Origin of the sequence: Janthinobacterium sp. P210006 (assembly GCF_036231885.1) — a bacterium.
GTDB classification, from domain to species: Bacteria; Pseudomonadota; Gammaproteobacteria; order Burkholderiales; family Burkholderiaceae_D; genus Janthinobacterium; species Janthinobacterium violaceinigrum.
This window is the reverse complement of record NZ_JAZARD010000004.1, coordinates 159,563-175,169: the sequence shown is the minus strand read 5'-3', so window position 1 is coordinate 175,169 and position 15,607 is coordinate 159,563. Positions and strand designations below refer to the sequence as shown.

Here is a 15,607-nt window from a genome sequence, read left to right as displayed (position 1 = left end):
GCTGCGAGGCGCCTTTTTCATTCTTGATATGAGCCATAAAATTCCCGTTTCCGTGCTGGTCGTCATCCATACGGCGGATCTGGACGTCTTGCTGATCGAACGCGCGGGCCAGCCCGGTTTCTGGCAATCCGTGACGGGTTCCGTCGACGCCGCCGATGAACCGCTGCTGCAGACGGCCGCGCGCGAATTGTGCGAAGAGACCGGCATCGTTGCCGATGGGCACGACATCGTGCTGCGCGACTGGCACCTGTCGAACGTGTACGAGATTTACCCGATCTGGCGCCACCGCTATGCGCCTGGTGTGACGCGCAACACGGAGCACGTGTTCAGCGTGCAAGTGCCGCGCGACATCGCCATCACCCTGAGTCCGCGCGAACACTTGCAATACACATGGCTGCCGTACCTGGCGGCGGCCGACCGTTGTTTCTCGTCGTCCAACGCGGAAGCGATTTTGCAGTTGCCGGCCATGACGGGTCTGGCGCGTCCCATCTGATTTCCCTAGAAAGCATTCCATGTTGAACTGGTTCCATTTGACTGCGCAGCAAAAACTGCTGGGCACCCTGGGCATCGTTTTCTGCCTGTGTTTTATTTTCCTGCTGTTTAGCTCCACCGTGCCCGGCCGCACGCCGCCGATCGGCATGCCGCTGATGGCCATCGGCTGGCTGCTGCACCCGGGCGCGTTTGCCAAGGGCAAGCGCACGGTGGCCTGGCGCGGCGCACCGTTGCTGGTGAAAATCGTCTGGGCGGCCGGCATCACGGCGCTGATCGTCAGCGTGACGGCGGGCGTGGGACGCATGCTGGCCTGATGGTGTGCGTGATTGTGCTCGTTTAGGTGCGCACGCGCACCTACGCCGGCGCCGCGCGGGGCCTGTCTGGGAGTAGAATCAATGCATGAAAATCCGCGTAGCAACTTATAATATACACAAGGGTGTCTCCTCCGTGCGGGGCTTGCCCAGGGTGCATGCCTTGAAGCAGGCGATCGCGCTGTTCCATGCAGATGTTGTTTTTTTGCAAGAGGTGCAGGGCAAGCACGACCGCAATGCGGCCCGCTATGGGGCCGAGAAAAACGGCCACAAGCATTGGCCCGAGGCGTCGCAGCACGAGTTCTTTGCCGGCGCCGAGCACCATTCCGCCTACGGCATGAATGCCGTGTATGACCATGGCCACCATGGCAACGCCTTGCTGAGCAAATTTCCCATCGCTTCGCAAACCAACCACGACGTCTCCGACCACGCCTACGAACAGCGCGGCATCCTGCACTGCGTGCTCAAGACGCCGCAGGCCGACGTGCACTGTTATGTCGTCCACCTGGGCCTGTTCGAATCGGGACGGGGCCGCCAGACGCAGGCGCTGATCGATGCCGTCATGGAATCGGCGCCGAATGGCGAGCCCGTCATCATCGCGGGCGATTTCAACGACTGGCGCAACACGCTCAGCGACAAGCTGCGCAATGCGCTGGGCGTGGTGGAAGTGTTCGACCAGCGCGCGTCGAATTCGGCCCTGGGCGACCTCGTGCGTACCCTGGCGCGGCGCCAGACGAAAACCCCGGTGCCCGTGCCGGCGCGCACCTTTCCCGCCGCCTTGCCCTGGTTCCGCCTGGACCGCATCTATGTGCGCGGTTTCCATGTGGAAGGCGCGCAAGTGATGCACGGCACCTTGTGGGCAAAACTGTCGGACCACGCGCCGATAGTTGCTGCTTTGAAACTCGCGTAGACTGCCGGCATGCGCACAGTCAATTTCATCGCCCACAACGACATCCAGCTGCTGTATTGCGGCACCGATTACTTCCCCGCGCTGATTGCCGCCATCGACGGCGCGCGCTCGGAAGTCTATTTTGAAACCTATATCTTTGCCGACGACGCCACGGGCACCCTGGTGCTCGATGCCCTGAAGCGGGCCGCCGCGCGGGGCGTGCTGGTGTGCATGATCACGGATTGGTTCGGCACGGGCAACCGCCGGGTCAACGCCATGCACGCGCAGCTGGAAGCGGCCGGTGTGCACCACCGCATCTTCAATCCGTGGTTCCGGCGCGGCATCACGCGCACGCACCGCAAGATCTGCGTGGCCGATGGCGAGATTGCCCTGGTGGGCGGCATCAATATCAACGACGACATGTTTTGCGACTACGACCACAACATCAGCCTGGAAGCGCCGCGCTGGGATTTTGCCGTGCAGGTGAAGGGCCCGCTGGTGGACGCCATCCACGAGGAAGTGCAGGCGCAGTGGGCGCGATTGGGCAAGATGAACCTGGTGCGGCGCATCAAGCTGTACCGCAAGATGCGCGTCGTCAGCAAGGAGCTGGCGAAGAACCCCGTGGTGGCCGGCTTTGTCGTGCGCGACAACCTGCGCAACCGCCGCACGATCCAGCGCGCCTATCTGCAGGCGCTGGGCCAGGCGCGCAAGAGTGTGATGCTGGCCAACCCGTATTTCGCGCCCGGCCACAAGCTGCGCCGCGCGCTGGCCCAGGCGGCCCAGCGGGGCGTCGACGTGGTGCTGCTGATCGGCGTGGGCGAATTTCGCATGCAGGATGCCGTGGCGCATTCGTTTTATCCGAAGCTGCTGGCTGCCGGGGTAAAGATCGTCGAATACCGCAAGACGCAGCTGCACGCCAAGGTGGCCGTCGTCGACGATGACTGGGCGACGGTCGGTTCCAGCAACATCGATGCGCTGAGCCTGTTCCTGAACCAGGAAGCAAACGTGGTCATCAAGGATGTGGCGTTTGCGCAAAGCCTGCGCCAGCACATCGAGCAGGGCGTGGCCGACGGCATCGTCATCCACCAGGACGATTTCAAGCACATCGGCCGTTTCCGCCGCCTCGGCTATGAAGCGGCGTTTCTCGCGTACCGGCTGGTGATGCGCATTTTTTCAGTAGGCAAGTACGCATGAACGACATGACAACGGTAAGGCTGGACAAATGGCTGTGGGCCGCACGCTTCTTCAAGACGCGCTCCCTGGCCAGCGAGGCCGTCGACACGGGCAAGGTGAAAGTGGGCGGCGAGCGCGTGAAACCGGCGCGCAGCCTGCGCGTGGGCGACGAGCTGGCCATCGACAATGGCGCGGAGACGTGGGAGGTGGCCGTGCTGGGCTTGTCCGACAAGCGCGGCGCGGCGCCCGTGGCGCGCCTGCTGTACGGGGAAACGCCGGCCAGCATCGCCCGCCGCGAGCAGCTGGCGGAAGAGCGCAAGCTGTTCCGCGAGCCCGGCAGCACCATCAAGGGCCGGCCGACCAAGCGCGACCGCCGTCAACTGAGCAAGGCAGGCGGCCTCGACTGAGGCATGCCGCCGGCGGCGCGGGCGGGGCAAACCCGGGGCAATCCCCGGTAAAACCCGTGTTTGCCGCCCCGAAAGCAGCACCAATCACGCGGCCGAAGAATGCTGCGCTGCACCAATAGAACGCCGGCTCTAAAGTTCCCGTTTGACTTTTACGTGGTAGTGGATAATAGTACGAGCGTTCGGATTTTTTCGAAGCGTGCTTTTTTTACCCTCGCTTCAGTCCGCCAGATCGGCAACATCACTTTTAGAACGGTACTCTTGAATACTTCAGTCAAATTCATGCGCAAGGGCGAACTGACCCGTGCCGCCATCCTCGACGTGGCGCTGGACCTGTCCAGCCGCGACGGACTGGAAGGCCTGACCATCGGCTTGCTTGCGGACAAAATGAACATGAGCAAGTCGGGCGTGTTTGCCCACTTTGGCTCGCGCGAAGACTTGCAGATGGAAGTGCTCAAGCTCTACCACTATCGTTTCGAGCAAGAAGTCTTTTTCCCCAGCATGAAAGAACCACGCGGCATCCAGCGCCTGCAATCGATGTTTGCGCGCTGGGTCAAGCGGGTCAGCGTGGAAATCGCTTCCGGCTGCATCTATATCAGCGGCGCCGTCGAGTATGACGACCGTCCCGGCCCCATCCGTGAAGCCCTGGTGGCCATGGTGCGGGCCTGGCAGGGCGCGCTGCTGCGCTGTGTCGAGCAATCGATCGCCACGGGCGACCTGAAAGCGGACACGGACGCCCAGCAGCTGGTGTACGAGATGTATGGCCTGATCCTGGCCCTGCATCACGACGCGCGCTTCCTGCGCGTGCCGGGCAGCATCGAACGGGCGCAAGCAGGCTTTGTCCGCCTGCTGGCGTCGTACCAGAATTCAGTCACAAGCAAATAAGCCGTCAGGCAGTATCCGCAGCAACGCACACGCAGTTCACAAGTACAACACTTTAGCTAATCGCCTTCAGGAGAAAATTATGGGTCAATACGTCGCGCCAATCCGGGATATGCAATTCGTCCTGCATGAGTTCCTGCAAGTGGAAGAAGAACTGAAGCAAATGCCGTCGTACGCCGACGTCGACGCCGACATCATCAACCAGGTGCTGGAAGAGGGCGGCAAATTCACCTCCGAAGTATTGTTCCCGCTGAACCACTCCGGCGACCGCGAAGGCTGCCATCACGACCCCGTCACGAAAAGCGTGACCACGCCTAAAGGTTTCAAGGAAGCCTACAAGCAATACGTCGAAGGCGGCTGGGCGGCGCTGGCGTGCGATCCGGAATACGGCGGCCAGGGCTTGCCCGTCGTACTGAACAACTCGTTCTATGAAATGCTGAACTCGTCGAACCAGGCCTGGTCCATGTACCCGGGCCTGTCGCACGGCGCCTACGAGTGCCTGAAGGAACACGGCACCGACCACCAGAAGGAAGTGTATCTGCCGAAGCTGGTGTCGGGCGAGTGGACGGGCACCATGTGCCTGACCGAACCGCACTGCGGCACCGACCTGGGCCTGCTGCGCTCGAAGGCGCTGCCTGAGGCGGACGGTTCCTGGACCATCACCGGCAACAAGATCTTCATCTCGGCCGGCGAGCACGACATGGCGGAAAACATCCTGCACCTGGTGCTGGCCCGCGTGCCGGACGCGCCGGAAGGCTCGAAGGGCATCTCGCTGTTCCTCGTGCCGAAATTCCTGCCGAACGCCGACGGCACGGTCGGTGAACGCAACCCGATCACCTGCGGCGCCATCGAAGAAAAAATGGGCATCCACGGCAACTCGACCTGCCAGATGAACCTGGACGGCGCGAAAGGCTGGATCATCGGCCAGCCGAACAAGGGCTTGAACGCCATGTTCGTCTTCATGAACGCGGCCCGCCTGGGCGTGGGCATGCAGTCGCTGGGCCTGACGGAAATCGCCTACCAGAACGCGCTGATCTACGCCAAGGACCGCACGCAAATGCGTTCGCTGTCCGGCATCAAGAACCCGGAACTGCCGGCCGACCGCATCATTGTGCACCCTGACGTGCGCCGCATGCTGTTGACGGGCAAAGCCTACGCCGAAGGCGCGCGCGCGTTCACTTCCTACGTGGCGCTGCAGATCGACCGCGAACTGCACCACCCTGACGCCGACGTGCGCAAGGAAGCGGCCGACGAAGTGGCGCTGCTGACGCCCGTGATCAAGGCGTTCATCACCGACAATGCCTGGATCGCCACCTCGGACGCGATGCAAGTGTTCGGCGGCCACGGCTACATCTCGGAATGGGGCATGGAACAGTATGTGCGCGACGCGCGCATCAACATGATCTACGAAGGCACGAACACGATCCAGTCGCTGGACCTGCTGGGCCGCAAGATCCTGGGCGACAACGGTGCCAAGCTGCGCAAGTTCGGCGAAAAGATCAAGGCTTTCGTCGAAGACAACGGCACCGATGAAGCGATGAGCGAATTTGTCACCCCACTGGGCGACCTGGGCGACAAAGTCACCAAGCTGACCATGGAAATCGGCATGAAGGCATTCCAGAATCCGGACGAAGTGGGCGCGGCATGCGTGCCTTACCTGCGCGTCGTCGGCCACATGATCTACAGCTACCTGTTCGCGCAGATGGCCAAGATCGCCCTCGAAAAAGAGTCCAGCGGCGACAAGTTCTACACCGCCAAACTGGCTACCGCACGTTTCTACTTCGCCCGCTTGCAGCCTGAAACGGCAACCCTGATCCGTCAGGCGCGTTCCGGTTCGGCCAACCTGATGGCACTCGACGCAGACCTGTTCTAAGACTTGAGGAAAATATGACCAATTTCATCGTTAAAAAAGTAGCCGTCCTGGGCGCCGGCGTGATGGGCGCGCAGATCGCCGCCCACTGCATCAACGCGAAAGTGCCGGTCGTGCTGTTCGACCTGCCGGCCAAGGAAGGTCCGAAGAATGGCATCGTGCTGCGCGCCATCGAGAACCTGAAAAAGCTGTCGCCTGCGCCGCTGGGCAACAAGGATGATGCCGCGCTGATCCAGGTCGCCAACTACGAAGACAACCTGGACCTGCTGGCCGGTTGCGACCTGATCATCGAAGCCATCGCCGAGCGCATGGACTGGAAACACGACCTGTACCAGAAGGTGGCCCCGCACATCGGCCCGAACGCGATCTTCGCCTCGAACACCTCGGGCCTGTCGATCACCAAGCTGGCCGAAGGCTTCGACGCCGACCTGAAATCGCGCTATTGCGGCGTGCACTTCTTCAACCCGCCGCGCTATATGCACCTGGTCGAGATCATCCCGACCGCGTTCACCAAGCCGGAGATTTCCGACCAGCTGGAAGGCTTCCTGACGACCACCCTGGGCAAGGGCGTGGTCCGCGCCAAGGATACGCCGAACTTCATCGCCAACCGCGTTGGCGTGTTCGGCATCCTGGCCATCGTGCACGAAGCCGAAAAATTCGGCCTGTCCGTGGACGTCGTCGACGACCTGACCGGCTCCAAGCTGGGCCGCGCCAAGTCGGGCACCTTCCGCACGGCGGACGTGGTCGGCTTGGACACCATGGGCCATGTGATCAAGACCATGCAGGACTACCTGCCGAACGACCCGTTCGCTGCCGTCTACAAGACGCCGGCCGTGCTGGCATCGCTGGTGGAAAAAGGCGCGCTGGGCCAGAAGAGCGGCGCGGGCTTCTACAAGAAGGTCGGCAAGGAAATCCAACGCCTGGACTTCGCCACCGGTGAATACGTGGCTGGCGGCGCCAAGGCTGCCGACATCATCGCCCGCATCCTGAAGGAAAAGGATCCGGTCAAGAAGATGAAGGCGCTGCGCGAATCGACGAACCCGCAAGGCCAGTTCCTGTGGGCGATCTTCCGCGACGCTTTCCACTACATCGCCATCCACCTGGACACCGTGGCCGACAATGCGCGCGACATCGACTTCGCCATGCGCTGGGGCTTCGGCTGGAACGTGGGCCCGTTTGAAACGTGGCAGGCATCGAACTGGCTGCAAGTGGCCAACTGGGTCAAGGAAGACATCGACGCCGGCCACGCGCTGTGCAATGCACCTTTGCCAGCCTGGGTCTTCGAAGGCCCGGTCGCTGAAAAAGGCGGCGTGCACACGCCGGAAGGTTCGTACTCCGCCGTGTCGAACAGCTTCGTGCCCCGTTCGACCCTGTCCGTGTACGACCGCCAGCCATTCCGCGCACCAGTGCTGGGCAGCGGCGCCATCGACGGCAAGACCGCCGGCACTACCGTCTTCGAAGACGAATCCGTGCGCGTCTGGCATACGGGCGACGATGTATTGATCATCTCGTTCAAGACCAAGATGCACGTGATCGGCGAAGGCGTGATCAACGGACTCAAGCTCGCGCTGGCCGAAGCCGAGAAGAACTTCAAGGGCCTGGTGATCTGGCACGCCGACGCAGCCGAAGGCGGCGCCTTCTCGGCCGGCGCCGACCTGCAATCGGCCCTGCCTGCGTTCATGCAAGGCGGCGTGAAAGCCGTCGATCCGATCATCGCCGAACTGCAGAACACCTTCATGTCGCTGAAATACGCGAACGTGCCGGTGATCGCCGCGGTCGCTGGCCTGGCACTGGGCGGCGGTTGCGAGCTGGCCTTGCACGCATCGAAGCGCGTGGCCTCGATCGAGTCGTACATCGGCCTGGTGGAAGTGGGCGTAGGCCTGATTCCTGCCGGCGGCGGCCTGAAGGAAGCGGCGCAGCGCGCCTACAAGGAAGCCAAGGGCAACGACATCCTGCAATTCCTGAAAACGGGCTTCACCAATGCAGCCACCGCCAACGTGTCGAAATCGGCGCTGGAAGCGAAGAAAATGGGCTACCTGAAGGAAGACGACGTGATCGTGTTCAACGCCTATGAGCTGCTGCACGTGGCCAAGGTCGAAGCGCGCGCCATGTTCGACGCGGGCTTCCGTCCGCAACTGCCTTCGCTGATCCAGGTGACGGGTCGTTACGGCTGGGGCACGATCAAGGCGCAGCTGGTCAACATGCGCGACGGCGGCTTCATTTCGGCGCACGATTTCAAGCTGGGCGAGATGATCGCCGAGATCGTATCGGGCGGCGACGTGGACCAGGGCAGCTTCGTCAGCGAACAGTGGCTGCTGGATATGGAACGCAAGGCATTCCTGGAGCTGTTGAACCATCCGAAAACCCAGGAACGGATCATGGGCATGATGCAGACCGGTAAACCGGTACGCAACTAAGCACAGCGTCGATGACGATCCTGTCCCTCGTATTCAAAGTATTACTGCGCGTGAGACCAAGCATGGTGTATGACCGTATCAAACAACAGATGATGGACACCTTGCCCTTCGTGCGGCTGCTGGGGATCAGCATCGACGAAATCGGCGCCGGCACCTCGAAGGTGTCGATGCCGGAAGATCCCAGACTGAATAATCACCTGGGCACGCAGCATGCGGGCGCCTTGTTTACCCTGGCCGAAACGGCTTCCGGCGCGGCCATGGCAGGCGGCTTCGCCGAGCTGATACTGGGCTTGCGCCCGGTGGCCAAGGAGTCGCGCATCCAGTACCAGAAGGTGGCCAGGGGCGCGACGCGCGCCGAAGGCCGGGTACCGGGCGACCTGGCGGCATTGAAGGCGCAGCTGGCGCAGGATGGCAAGGTGGCGTTTCCCGTGGAAGTCGATATCTTCGACTCTGAAGGCACGCTGGCGGCACAGGTGACGGTGGACTGGTATTTGTCGCAGAAGCGATAGGCCTCTACCCCGGACATTCGACAGAACACGAACTTCGTTCAACATCTTTGAAAGAACAAAATGAGCAAACAACTTCAAGACGCGTACATCGTCTCTGCAACCCGCACCCCGATCGGCAAGGCGCCGCGCGGCATGTTCAAGAACACCCGTCCGGACGACCTGCTGGTGCGCGTGCTGCAATCGGCACTGGCGCAGGCGCCTGGCCTGGACCCTGCATTGATCACCGACGCCATCATCGGCTGCTCGTTCCCGGAAGCGGAGCAGGGCTTCAACATCGCGCGTAACTCGGTGCTGCTGGCCGGCTTGCCGAAAACCGTGGGCGGCGTCACCGTCAACCGCTACTGCGCATCGGGCATCACGGCCATTGCCATGGCAGCCGACCGCATCCGCGTGGGCGAAGCCGACGTGATGATCGCCGGCGGTATCGAATCGATGTCGATGGTGCCGATGATGGGCCACCACCCATCGATGAACCTGGACATGTTCAGCGACGAAAACATCGGCATGGCTTACGGCATGGGCCTGACGGCAGAGAAAGTGGCGCAGCAGTGGAAAGTGTCGCGCGAACAGCAGGACGCGTTCTCCGTCGAATCGCACCGCCGCGCCATCGCCGCGCAGCAAGCCGGTTTCTTCAAGGCGGAAACGACGCCCGTGGAAATCATCACGCGCACGCCTAACCTGGCGACCGGCCAGGTCGATGTGACGCGCCGCACGGTCGACACGGACGAAGGCGCGCGCGCCGATTCGTCGATGGAGTCGCTGGCCAAGCTCAAGCCGGTGTTCGCCGCCAAGGGTTCTGTCACGGCCGCCAACAGCTCGCAGATGTCCGACGGCGCCGGTGCGCTGCTGATCGTCAGCGAAAAAATCCTGCGCGAGCATAACCTGACCCCGCTGGCGAAATTCTCCTCGTTCGCCGTGCGTGGCGTGCCTCCGGAAATCATGGGCATCGGCCCGAAATTCGCCATTCCGGCAGCGTGCGCCGCCGCCGGCATCACGCAAGACCAGCTGGACTGGATCGAGTTGAACGAAGCGTTTGCGGCACAGGCACTGGCCGTCATCGGCGACCTGGGCCTGGACCCGGCCAAAGTGAACCCGATGGGCGGCGCGATCGCCCTGGGCCACCCGCTGGGCGCCACCGGCGCCATCCGCGCAGCCACCGTGATCCACGCGCTGCAGCGCACCAAGCAGAAGTACGGCATGGTCACGATGTGCGTGGGCGCCGGCATGGGCGCAGCCGGAATTTTCGAACGCGTCTAAGTTTGACGGGCTAAAGCAATAAAACAGGGCGCTGTGGGATGACTCCGGCGCCCTTTATCATTTGGAGACGACATGGATATTTTGTGCAGCACGAGCGAGGGTATTCTGACCCTGGAATTTAACCGCCTGGAACGCAAGAATGCGATCACGGGCGCCATGTACCAGACCCTGGCCGATGCGCTGGTGGCGGCGGAGAGCGACGACGCCGTGCGCGCCATCCTGATCTGCGGCAAGCGCGAGATTTTCACGGCCGGCAACGACCTCGATGATTTCATGAAGACGGCGCGCCCGAAGGATGGCTCGCTCGACCATGACCGTCCCGTGTTCCAGTTCATGCGTGCCCTGTACGGCAGCAGCAAGCCCGTGGTGGCCGCCGTCTCCGGCCCTGCCATCGGCATCGGCACCACCTTGCTCATGCATTGCGACCTCGTGTATGCAGCCGACAACGCCAGCTTTTCGATGCCGTTCACGCAGCTGGGCCTGTGCCCGGAATTCGGTTCCAGCCTGCTGCTCACGCAATTGGCCGGCTACCCGCGCGCGGCGGAAAAACTGATGCTGGGCGAATCCTTCCCGGCCAGCGAAGCGCTGGAAATGGGCCTCGTGTCGAAAGTCGTGCCCCTGTACGATCTGATGACGTTCGCCCAAGGCCAGGCCGCCAAGCTGGTGGCCCTGCCGGCCGCCTCCATCCGCGCCACCAAGCGCCTGATGAAGCAAAGCCGCATGGAGCCGATGAAGGCGGCCATCGCGGACGAAAACAAACTGTTCAGCGCCATGCTGGGCGGCGCGGAAGCGAAGGAAGCATTTACGGCTTTCTTTGAAAAGCGCAAGCCGGACTTCAAGCAGTTCAATTAAGCGCCTGCCTGCACGCCGGCGCGCATGCCCGCCAGGATCAGGGCGACCGAGGCATGCCAGCCGGTCTCGCTGGCGGGCCGGCCCGCCAGCGCGTAGCCGTGCAGGAAATCGACGAGCGCATCGCGCCCGCGCAAGCGGGTTTTCCTGTCCAGCGCCAGGCCATCGACGGCCAGCTCGAACAGCGCCGCAAACCGTTCGGCCACATCCGCTTGCGTGACCAGGCCGCGCGCCATCAGGCGCACGAAATACGGCGTGGCGCTGACCAGCTCCAGGTACAGCGCGCATAGCGCCAGCAAGCGCCGCCGGGGCGCCTGGCGGGGCGTAAACGGCGGCTGCTGCGGGTCGAGCGCGATAAAACGCTGCGCCATCAAGGCCAGCAGCAATTCCTCTTTTCCCGCGTAATAGTGATACAGCGCCATGGCATCGACGCCCAGGCTGTGCGCCAGTGCGCGCATGGAAAACGCTTCGCCTTTTTCTTCCAGCAGGGCCAGGGCGGCCTGCAGGATGGCGGCGTTGTCGAGCGCGGGCGCGATGCGGCGGGGACGACCCGCGCGTCGCACGGGATTTGCAATGGCTTGAAGTTTTGTGGAGTTCATGGGCATAATTCTACACTGTAGAATTAATTGGAGGGCACATCATGCAACAACCTTTCGTCAGCGTCTTTCTCGGCATCAGTCTCGATGGCTGCATCGCGGGAGAAAACGGCGACCTGTCCTGGCTGGCCGAACTGGCCCCCGATACGCCCGAGGCAACCGGCTACACGCAATTGATGGAGCAGGTCGATACCTTGCTGATCGGCCGCACCACCTACGACGCCGTGCTGGGCTTCGAGCCGTGGCCGTATGCGGGCAAGCGCGTGGCGGTATTGAGCCACCGCGACTTCGCGCCGCGGCATGGGGAACAGCGTCGCGAAGGCAGCGTGGCAGCGGTGCTGGCGCAGTTGGCGGCCGAAGGCTGCCGCCACGTCTACCTCGATGGCGGCGCCGTCATCCGCGCGGCCTTGCGCGAAGGCGTCATCGACAGTCTCACCTTGTCCGTGCTGCCCGTGGTGCTGGGCAAGGGCGTGCGCCTGTTCGAGGATGGCTTGCCGCGCAGCGACTGGCGGCTCAATGGCACGCGCCAGCTGCCCAGCGGCGTGGTGCAGCTGCGCTATGAAAAACGTTAAACCGTGCCGGCCAGGTCGACGATGAAGCCGGCGTCAAAACGCTCGTTTTCGGGCGTGCCGTCCGGCCGCCTGTAGCCGCAGGGATTGCACACGACGCGGCAGCCGCCTATGCGATAGTCGAGCGAGGCGTGCATGTGGCCATGCACCCACAGGTCCGCCTGCGCCACGAGTTCGTCCAGATGCGAGGCGAACGCGGGCGAGCCAAGGTTCGTCGCATACTGCGCTTCCACCGACAGCATCGAGGGCGCCATGTGCGTGATGACGACGGTCTTGCCATCGAACGGCTGCGCCAACTGCCGCTCCAGCCAGGCGCGGTGCTGCGCGTGCAGCTGCGCCGTGTCGGTGGCACACAGCAGGCGCGGCGTGTCGCCGCCCGTGCTGATGCGCTTGTAGTCGGGCATGTAGGCTTGCGCCGCCTGCAGGGCCTCTTGCTGGCGCTCGGCGCCGAACAGCAGGAAATCCGTCCACAGGGTGATGCCGAGGAAGCGCACGCCGCCGAGCGTCACGGCATCGCCGTCGAGCAGGCGGATGCTGGCGCCGTGCGCATTGGCGCTGGCGCACGCGTCGCGCACGGCGTCCTGCATGTGTTCGAGCTGATGTCCATAGCCTTCGTGATTGCCGTGCACGTACAGCACGGGCAGGGCGCCAAAGGTGCGCGCGGCCCAGGCGATGGCCTGGCTGCCCGTGGCGATGTCGCCAGCCAGGATCACCACGTCGGGACGGCAGGAGGCAAGGTCGATGGCGGGGGAGTCTTCACCCCAGACTTCCAGGTGCAGGTCGGACAGGATCAGCAAACGCATGGCAAGAGGGCGGCAAGGCGCACGGCAGTCAACGGACCTCTATCGTAGCGCAATTGGCGGGATGGACGGCAGGCGTGCCCCACTGCTTGACCGCGCGAGGCTGGCGACGTTACCCTATGGCATCAATTATCGACCATACACTCCTGGAGCCGCATGCCGCCTTTCTTCTTTTCCACGACCTTGCTGAGCGCCGCGCTGGCCGCCATGGCGCTGCCGTTGACGGCGCCCGCCGCCACGCCCGCCGTCGATCCCCTGACGCAGCCGATCGCCTCGCCCTACGCGGCGCAGTGGAACCGCCCGCAGCAGCCGGCGCGCATCCACGGCGACACGTATTACGTGGGCGTGGGCGGCTTGAGCGTGGTGCTGATCGACACGCGCGAAGGCTTGATCCTGATCGATGGCGCGTTGCCGCAATCGGTGGCCGCCATCAAGGAGCATATCCTCGAGCTGGGCTTTCGCCTGGAAGACATCAAATTCATCCTGAATACGGAAGCGCATTTCGACCATTCGGGCGGCATCGCCGCCCTGGCCCGCGACAGCGGCGCGCAAGTGGTGGCCAGCCCTCTGGGCGCGCAGGCGCTGCGCGCGGGCTCGGTGCTCGCCCTGGACCCGCAAGCGGGCGAAATCGATCCCATGCCGGCCGTGGAAAACGTGCGCGAGATCGCCGATGGCGAAACCCTGCAGCTGGGCGGCGTGACCATCACGGCGCGCTACACGCCCGGCCATACGCCGGGCAGCACCAGCTGGACCTGGGTCTCGTGCGAAGATGCACAGCGCGAAGACTGCCTGAACGTGGTGTTCGGCGCCAGCCTCACGCCAGTGGCGGCCGACGATTTTCATTACCTGGGCGATGAACGCCATGGGGACCTGACGCCGGCCTTTCGCCGCGTCATGCAGGACTTCGCCAAACTGCCGTGCGACATCCTGATCTCGGCCCATCCGGACCACTCCGGCGGCGACCTGAAACTCACGCAACTGCTGGAAGGCGTCACGCCGAATCCCTTCATCGATACGCAGGCGTGTAGCAACTACGCTGCCAGGAATGAGGCGAAGCTCGATGCGCGCATCGCCAAAGAAAAAGAAGCGGCTGCGACAAAATAACAACGTTGGCGCATGCACCATGAAAAGCGGTTGACGCACTGCAGCATACGGTGCAGAATCACTGTCCGCAGTTCAGATTAACCAGACAAAAGAAAGGATACCCATGTTCGAGCAGGCTGGCAGCAAGTACTACCACTAGCCCCGCGCATGACGCTCGGGGCCATCGGCACATTGCCGATCCCGAGCCGGTGTCCTTCAAAACCCCGGTGAGGAAACTCGCCGGGGTTTTTTGTTTCATCGGGGCCCCGGCATAACGACAAGACCAAGGAATACGTTATGCCCATCCACCAGACATTGCGCGGCGCCCACGTGCCCGTGCATATTTTTACCGACGATATCGATGCGCAGGCGCTGCGCCAACTGCACAATATCGCCAGCCTGCCCATCGTCCATCCGCATGTGGCGGCCATGCCCGACGTGCATGCCGGCATCGGCGCCACCGTCGGCAGCGTGATTCCCACGCGCGGCGCCATCATCCCAGCCGCCGTGGGCGTCGACATCGGTTGCGGCATGAACGCCGTGCGTACGACGCTGACGGCCAGCCAGCTGCCCGACAACCTGGCGCGCCTGCGCAGCGCCATCGAGGCGGACGTGCCCGTCGGTTTCGAGCAGCACGACTGGAGCCGCGTGCAGGGCTCGCGCCATGCGCGCGCCGCGCGTCCTCTCAGCGGCCGCCTGGAGCGCATCGTCGACCGGCACCGCGGCATCGCCAAGATGCTGCGCCAGTTCGAACGCACGTGGATCTGCCAGGCGGGCACCCTGGGCGGCGGCAACCACTTCATTGAAATCTGCCTCGACGAGGAACAGCGCGTGTGGGTCATGCTGCATTCGGGGTCGCGCGGCATCGGCAATGCCATCGGCCGCTATTTCATCGCCGCCGCGCAGAAGGACATGCGGCGTCACCAGCTGCAGTTGCCCGATGCGGATCTGGCGTACCTGAGCGAAGGTTCCACGGTGTTCGACGACTACGTGGAAGCGGTGGACTGGGCGCAGGACTATGCGCTGCTCAACCGCAGCGAAATGATGCGCCGCGTGCTCGATGTACTGGCGAAATTTGCGCCGCCGTTCCAGCTCGATGGCGAGGCGATCAACTGCCACCACAACTACATCGCGCGCGAAACGCATGGCAATGCGGATTTGTATGTGACGCGCAAGGGCGCCATTTCGGCGCGGCAGGGCGAGCTGGGCATCATCCCCGGCAGCATGGGCGCGCGCAGCTTCATCGTGCGCGGCAAGGGCAACCCGGACTCGTTCTGTTCCTGTTCGCACGGGGCGGGGCGCAGCATGAGCCGCAGCGAGGCGAAGCGCCGCTTCAACCGCTTTGACCTGGCCGAGCAGACGGCCGGCATCGAATGCCGCAAGGATGGCGGCGTGGTCGACGAAATCCCGGCCGCCTATAAGAATATCGACGCCGTCATGGCGCACCAGAGCGACCTGGTGGAAGTGGTGCATACCCTGCGCCAGGTCGTCTGCATCAAGGGCTGA

16 protein-coding genes are annotated in these 15,607 nt (G+C 63.3%); 14 read left to right on the top strand and 2 right to left on the bottom strand.

What is annotated here, in order from left to right:
* The first annotated feature begins 28 nt into the window (after positions 1 to 28).
* The 11 genes from nudB to VPH41_RS20465 all read left to right on the top strand — a co-directional run bounded on the left by nudB (position 29) and on the right by VPH41_RS20465 (position 11,056).
* Positions 29 to 493 (top strand): dihydroneopterin triphosphate diphosphatase, encoded by a 465-nt coding sequence (nudB, locus tag VPH41_RS20515; RefSeq protein WP_328571348.1) that lies wholly within the window; start codon positions 29 to 31, stop codon positions 491 to 493.
* A 19-nt stretch (positions 494 to 512) separates the two neighbouring features.
* Positions 513 to 806 carry a hypothetical protein gene (locus tag VPH41_RS20510; RefSeq protein WP_152256782.1) on the top strand — a complete coding sequence of 98 codons (294 nt, stop codon included), beginning with the start codon at positions 513 to 515 and terminating at the stop codon, positions 804 to 806.
* Positions 807 to 891: 85 nt separating this feature from the next.
* On the top strand, positions 892 to 1,713 hold the full coding sequence (locus VPH41_RS20505) for an endonuclease/exonuclease/phosphatase family protein (RefSeq protein ID WP_152256781.1): 822 nt from the start codon (positions 892 to 894) through the stop codon (positions 1,711 to 1,713).
* A 9-nt stretch (positions 1,714 to 1,722) separates the two neighbouring features.
* A complete protein-coding gene (gene clsB / locus VPH41_RS20500) occupies positions 1,723 to 2,886 on the top strand; it encodes a cardiolipin synthase ClsB (RefSeq protein ID WP_099378508.1) in 1,164 nt (387 codons plus the stop codon).
* Positions 2,883 to 3,272 carry an RNA-binding S4 domain-containing protein gene (locus VPH41_RS20495; RefSeq protein ID WP_152256780.1) on the top strand — a complete coding sequence of 130 codons (390 nt, stop codon included), beginning with the start codon at positions 2,883 to 2,885 and terminating at the stop codon, positions 3,270 to 3,272. Before clsB ends, VPH41_RS20495 begins: the two co-directional genes overlap by 4 nt.
* A gap of 279 nt (positions 3,273 to 3,551) precedes the next feature.
* Entirely contained in the window at positions 3,552 to 4,154 is a 603-nt protein-coding gene (locus VPH41_RS20490) for a TetR/AcrR family transcriptional regulator (RefSeq protein ID WP_070278980.1), read from the top strand.
* Positions 4,155 to 4,233: 79 nt separating this feature from the next.
* Positions 4,234 to 6,024, top strand: a complete 1,791-nt coding sequence (locus VPH41_RS20485; RefSeq protein WP_034753387.1) for an acyl-CoA dehydrogenase C-terminal domain-containing protein — start codon at positions 4,234 to 4,236, stop codon at positions 6,022 to 6,024.
* Positions 6,025 to 6,038: 14 nt separating this feature from the next.
* Positions 6,039 to 8,438 carry a 3-hydroxyacyl-CoA dehydrogenase/enoyl-CoA hydratase family protein gene (locus VPH41_RS20480; protein WP_152256778.1) on the top strand — a complete coding sequence of 800 codons (2,400 nt, stop codon included), beginning with the start codon at positions 6,039 to 6,041 and terminating at the stop codon, positions 8,436 to 8,438.
* An 11-nt stretch (positions 8,439 to 8,449) separates the two neighbouring features.
* Complete coding sequence (locus VPH41_RS20475) at positions 8,450 to 8,947, top strand: PaaI family thioesterase (protein ID WP_328571347.1); 498 nt, start codon at positions 8,450 to 8,452, stop codon at positions 8,945 to 8,947.
* Between the two features lie 60 nt (positions 8,948 to 9,007).
* On the top strand, positions 9,008 to 10,204 hold the full coding sequence (locus VPH41_RS20470; protein ID WP_046682137.1) for an acetyl-CoA C-acyltransferase: 1,197 nt from the start codon (positions 9,008 to 9,010) through the stop codon (positions 10,202 to 10,204).
* 72 nt (positions 10,205 to 10,276) lie between these two features.
* Entirely contained in the window at positions 10,277 to 11,056 is a 780-nt protein-coding gene (locus VPH41_RS20465; RefSeq protein ID WP_328571346.1) for an enoyl-CoA hydratase, read from the top strand.
* Here the strand turns inward: VPH41_RS20465 and VPH41_RS20460 are convergent.
* Positions 11,053 to 11,652, bottom strand: a complete 600-nt coding sequence (locus VPH41_RS20460) for a TetR/AcrR family transcriptional regulator (RefSeq protein WP_328571345.1) — start codon at positions 11,650 to 11,652, stop codon at positions 11,053 to 11,055. The two genes, VPH41_RS20465 and VPH41_RS20460, sit on opposite strands and share 4 nt — an antisense overlap.
* Positions 11,653 to 11,693: 41 nt before the next feature.
* Between VPH41_RS20460 and VPH41_RS20455 the strand changes: the two genes are divergently transcribed.
* Positions 11,694 to 12,221: a dihydrofolate reductase family protein gene (locus VPH41_RS20455; RefSeq protein ID WP_328571344.1), complete on the top strand. Its 528-nt coding sequence runs from the start codon at positions 11,694 to 11,696 to the stop codon at positions 12,219 to 12,221.
* Here VPH41_RS20455 and VPH41_RS20450 read toward each other — a convergent pair.
* Positions 12,218 to 13,021: a metallophosphoesterase family protein gene (locus VPH41_RS20450; RefSeq protein ID WP_328571343.1), complete on the bottom strand. Its 804-nt coding sequence runs from the start codon at positions 13,019 to 13,021 to the stop codon at positions 12,218 to 12,220. The genes VPH41_RS20455 and VPH41_RS20450 overlap by 4 nt on opposite strands.
* A gap of 153 nt (positions 13,022 to 13,174) precedes the next feature.
* On the opposite strand from VPH41_RS20450, the gene bla reads away from it, so the two are divergent.
* Both bla and VPH41_RS20440 read left to right on the top strand, forming a co-directional pair.
* Positions 13,175 to 14,122 (top strand): subclass B3 metallo-beta-lactamase, encoded by a 948-nt coding sequence (gene bla, locus VPH41_RS20445; RefSeq protein WP_328571342.1) that lies wholly within the window; start codon positions 13,175 to 13,177, stop codon positions 14,120 to 14,122.
* 276 nt (positions 14,123 to 14,398) lie between these two features.
* Positions 14,399 to 15,607 (top strand): RtcB family protein, encoded by a 1,209-nt coding sequence (locus VPH41_RS20440; protein WP_328571341.1) that lies wholly within the window; start codon positions 14,399 to 14,401, stop codon positions 15,605 to 15,607.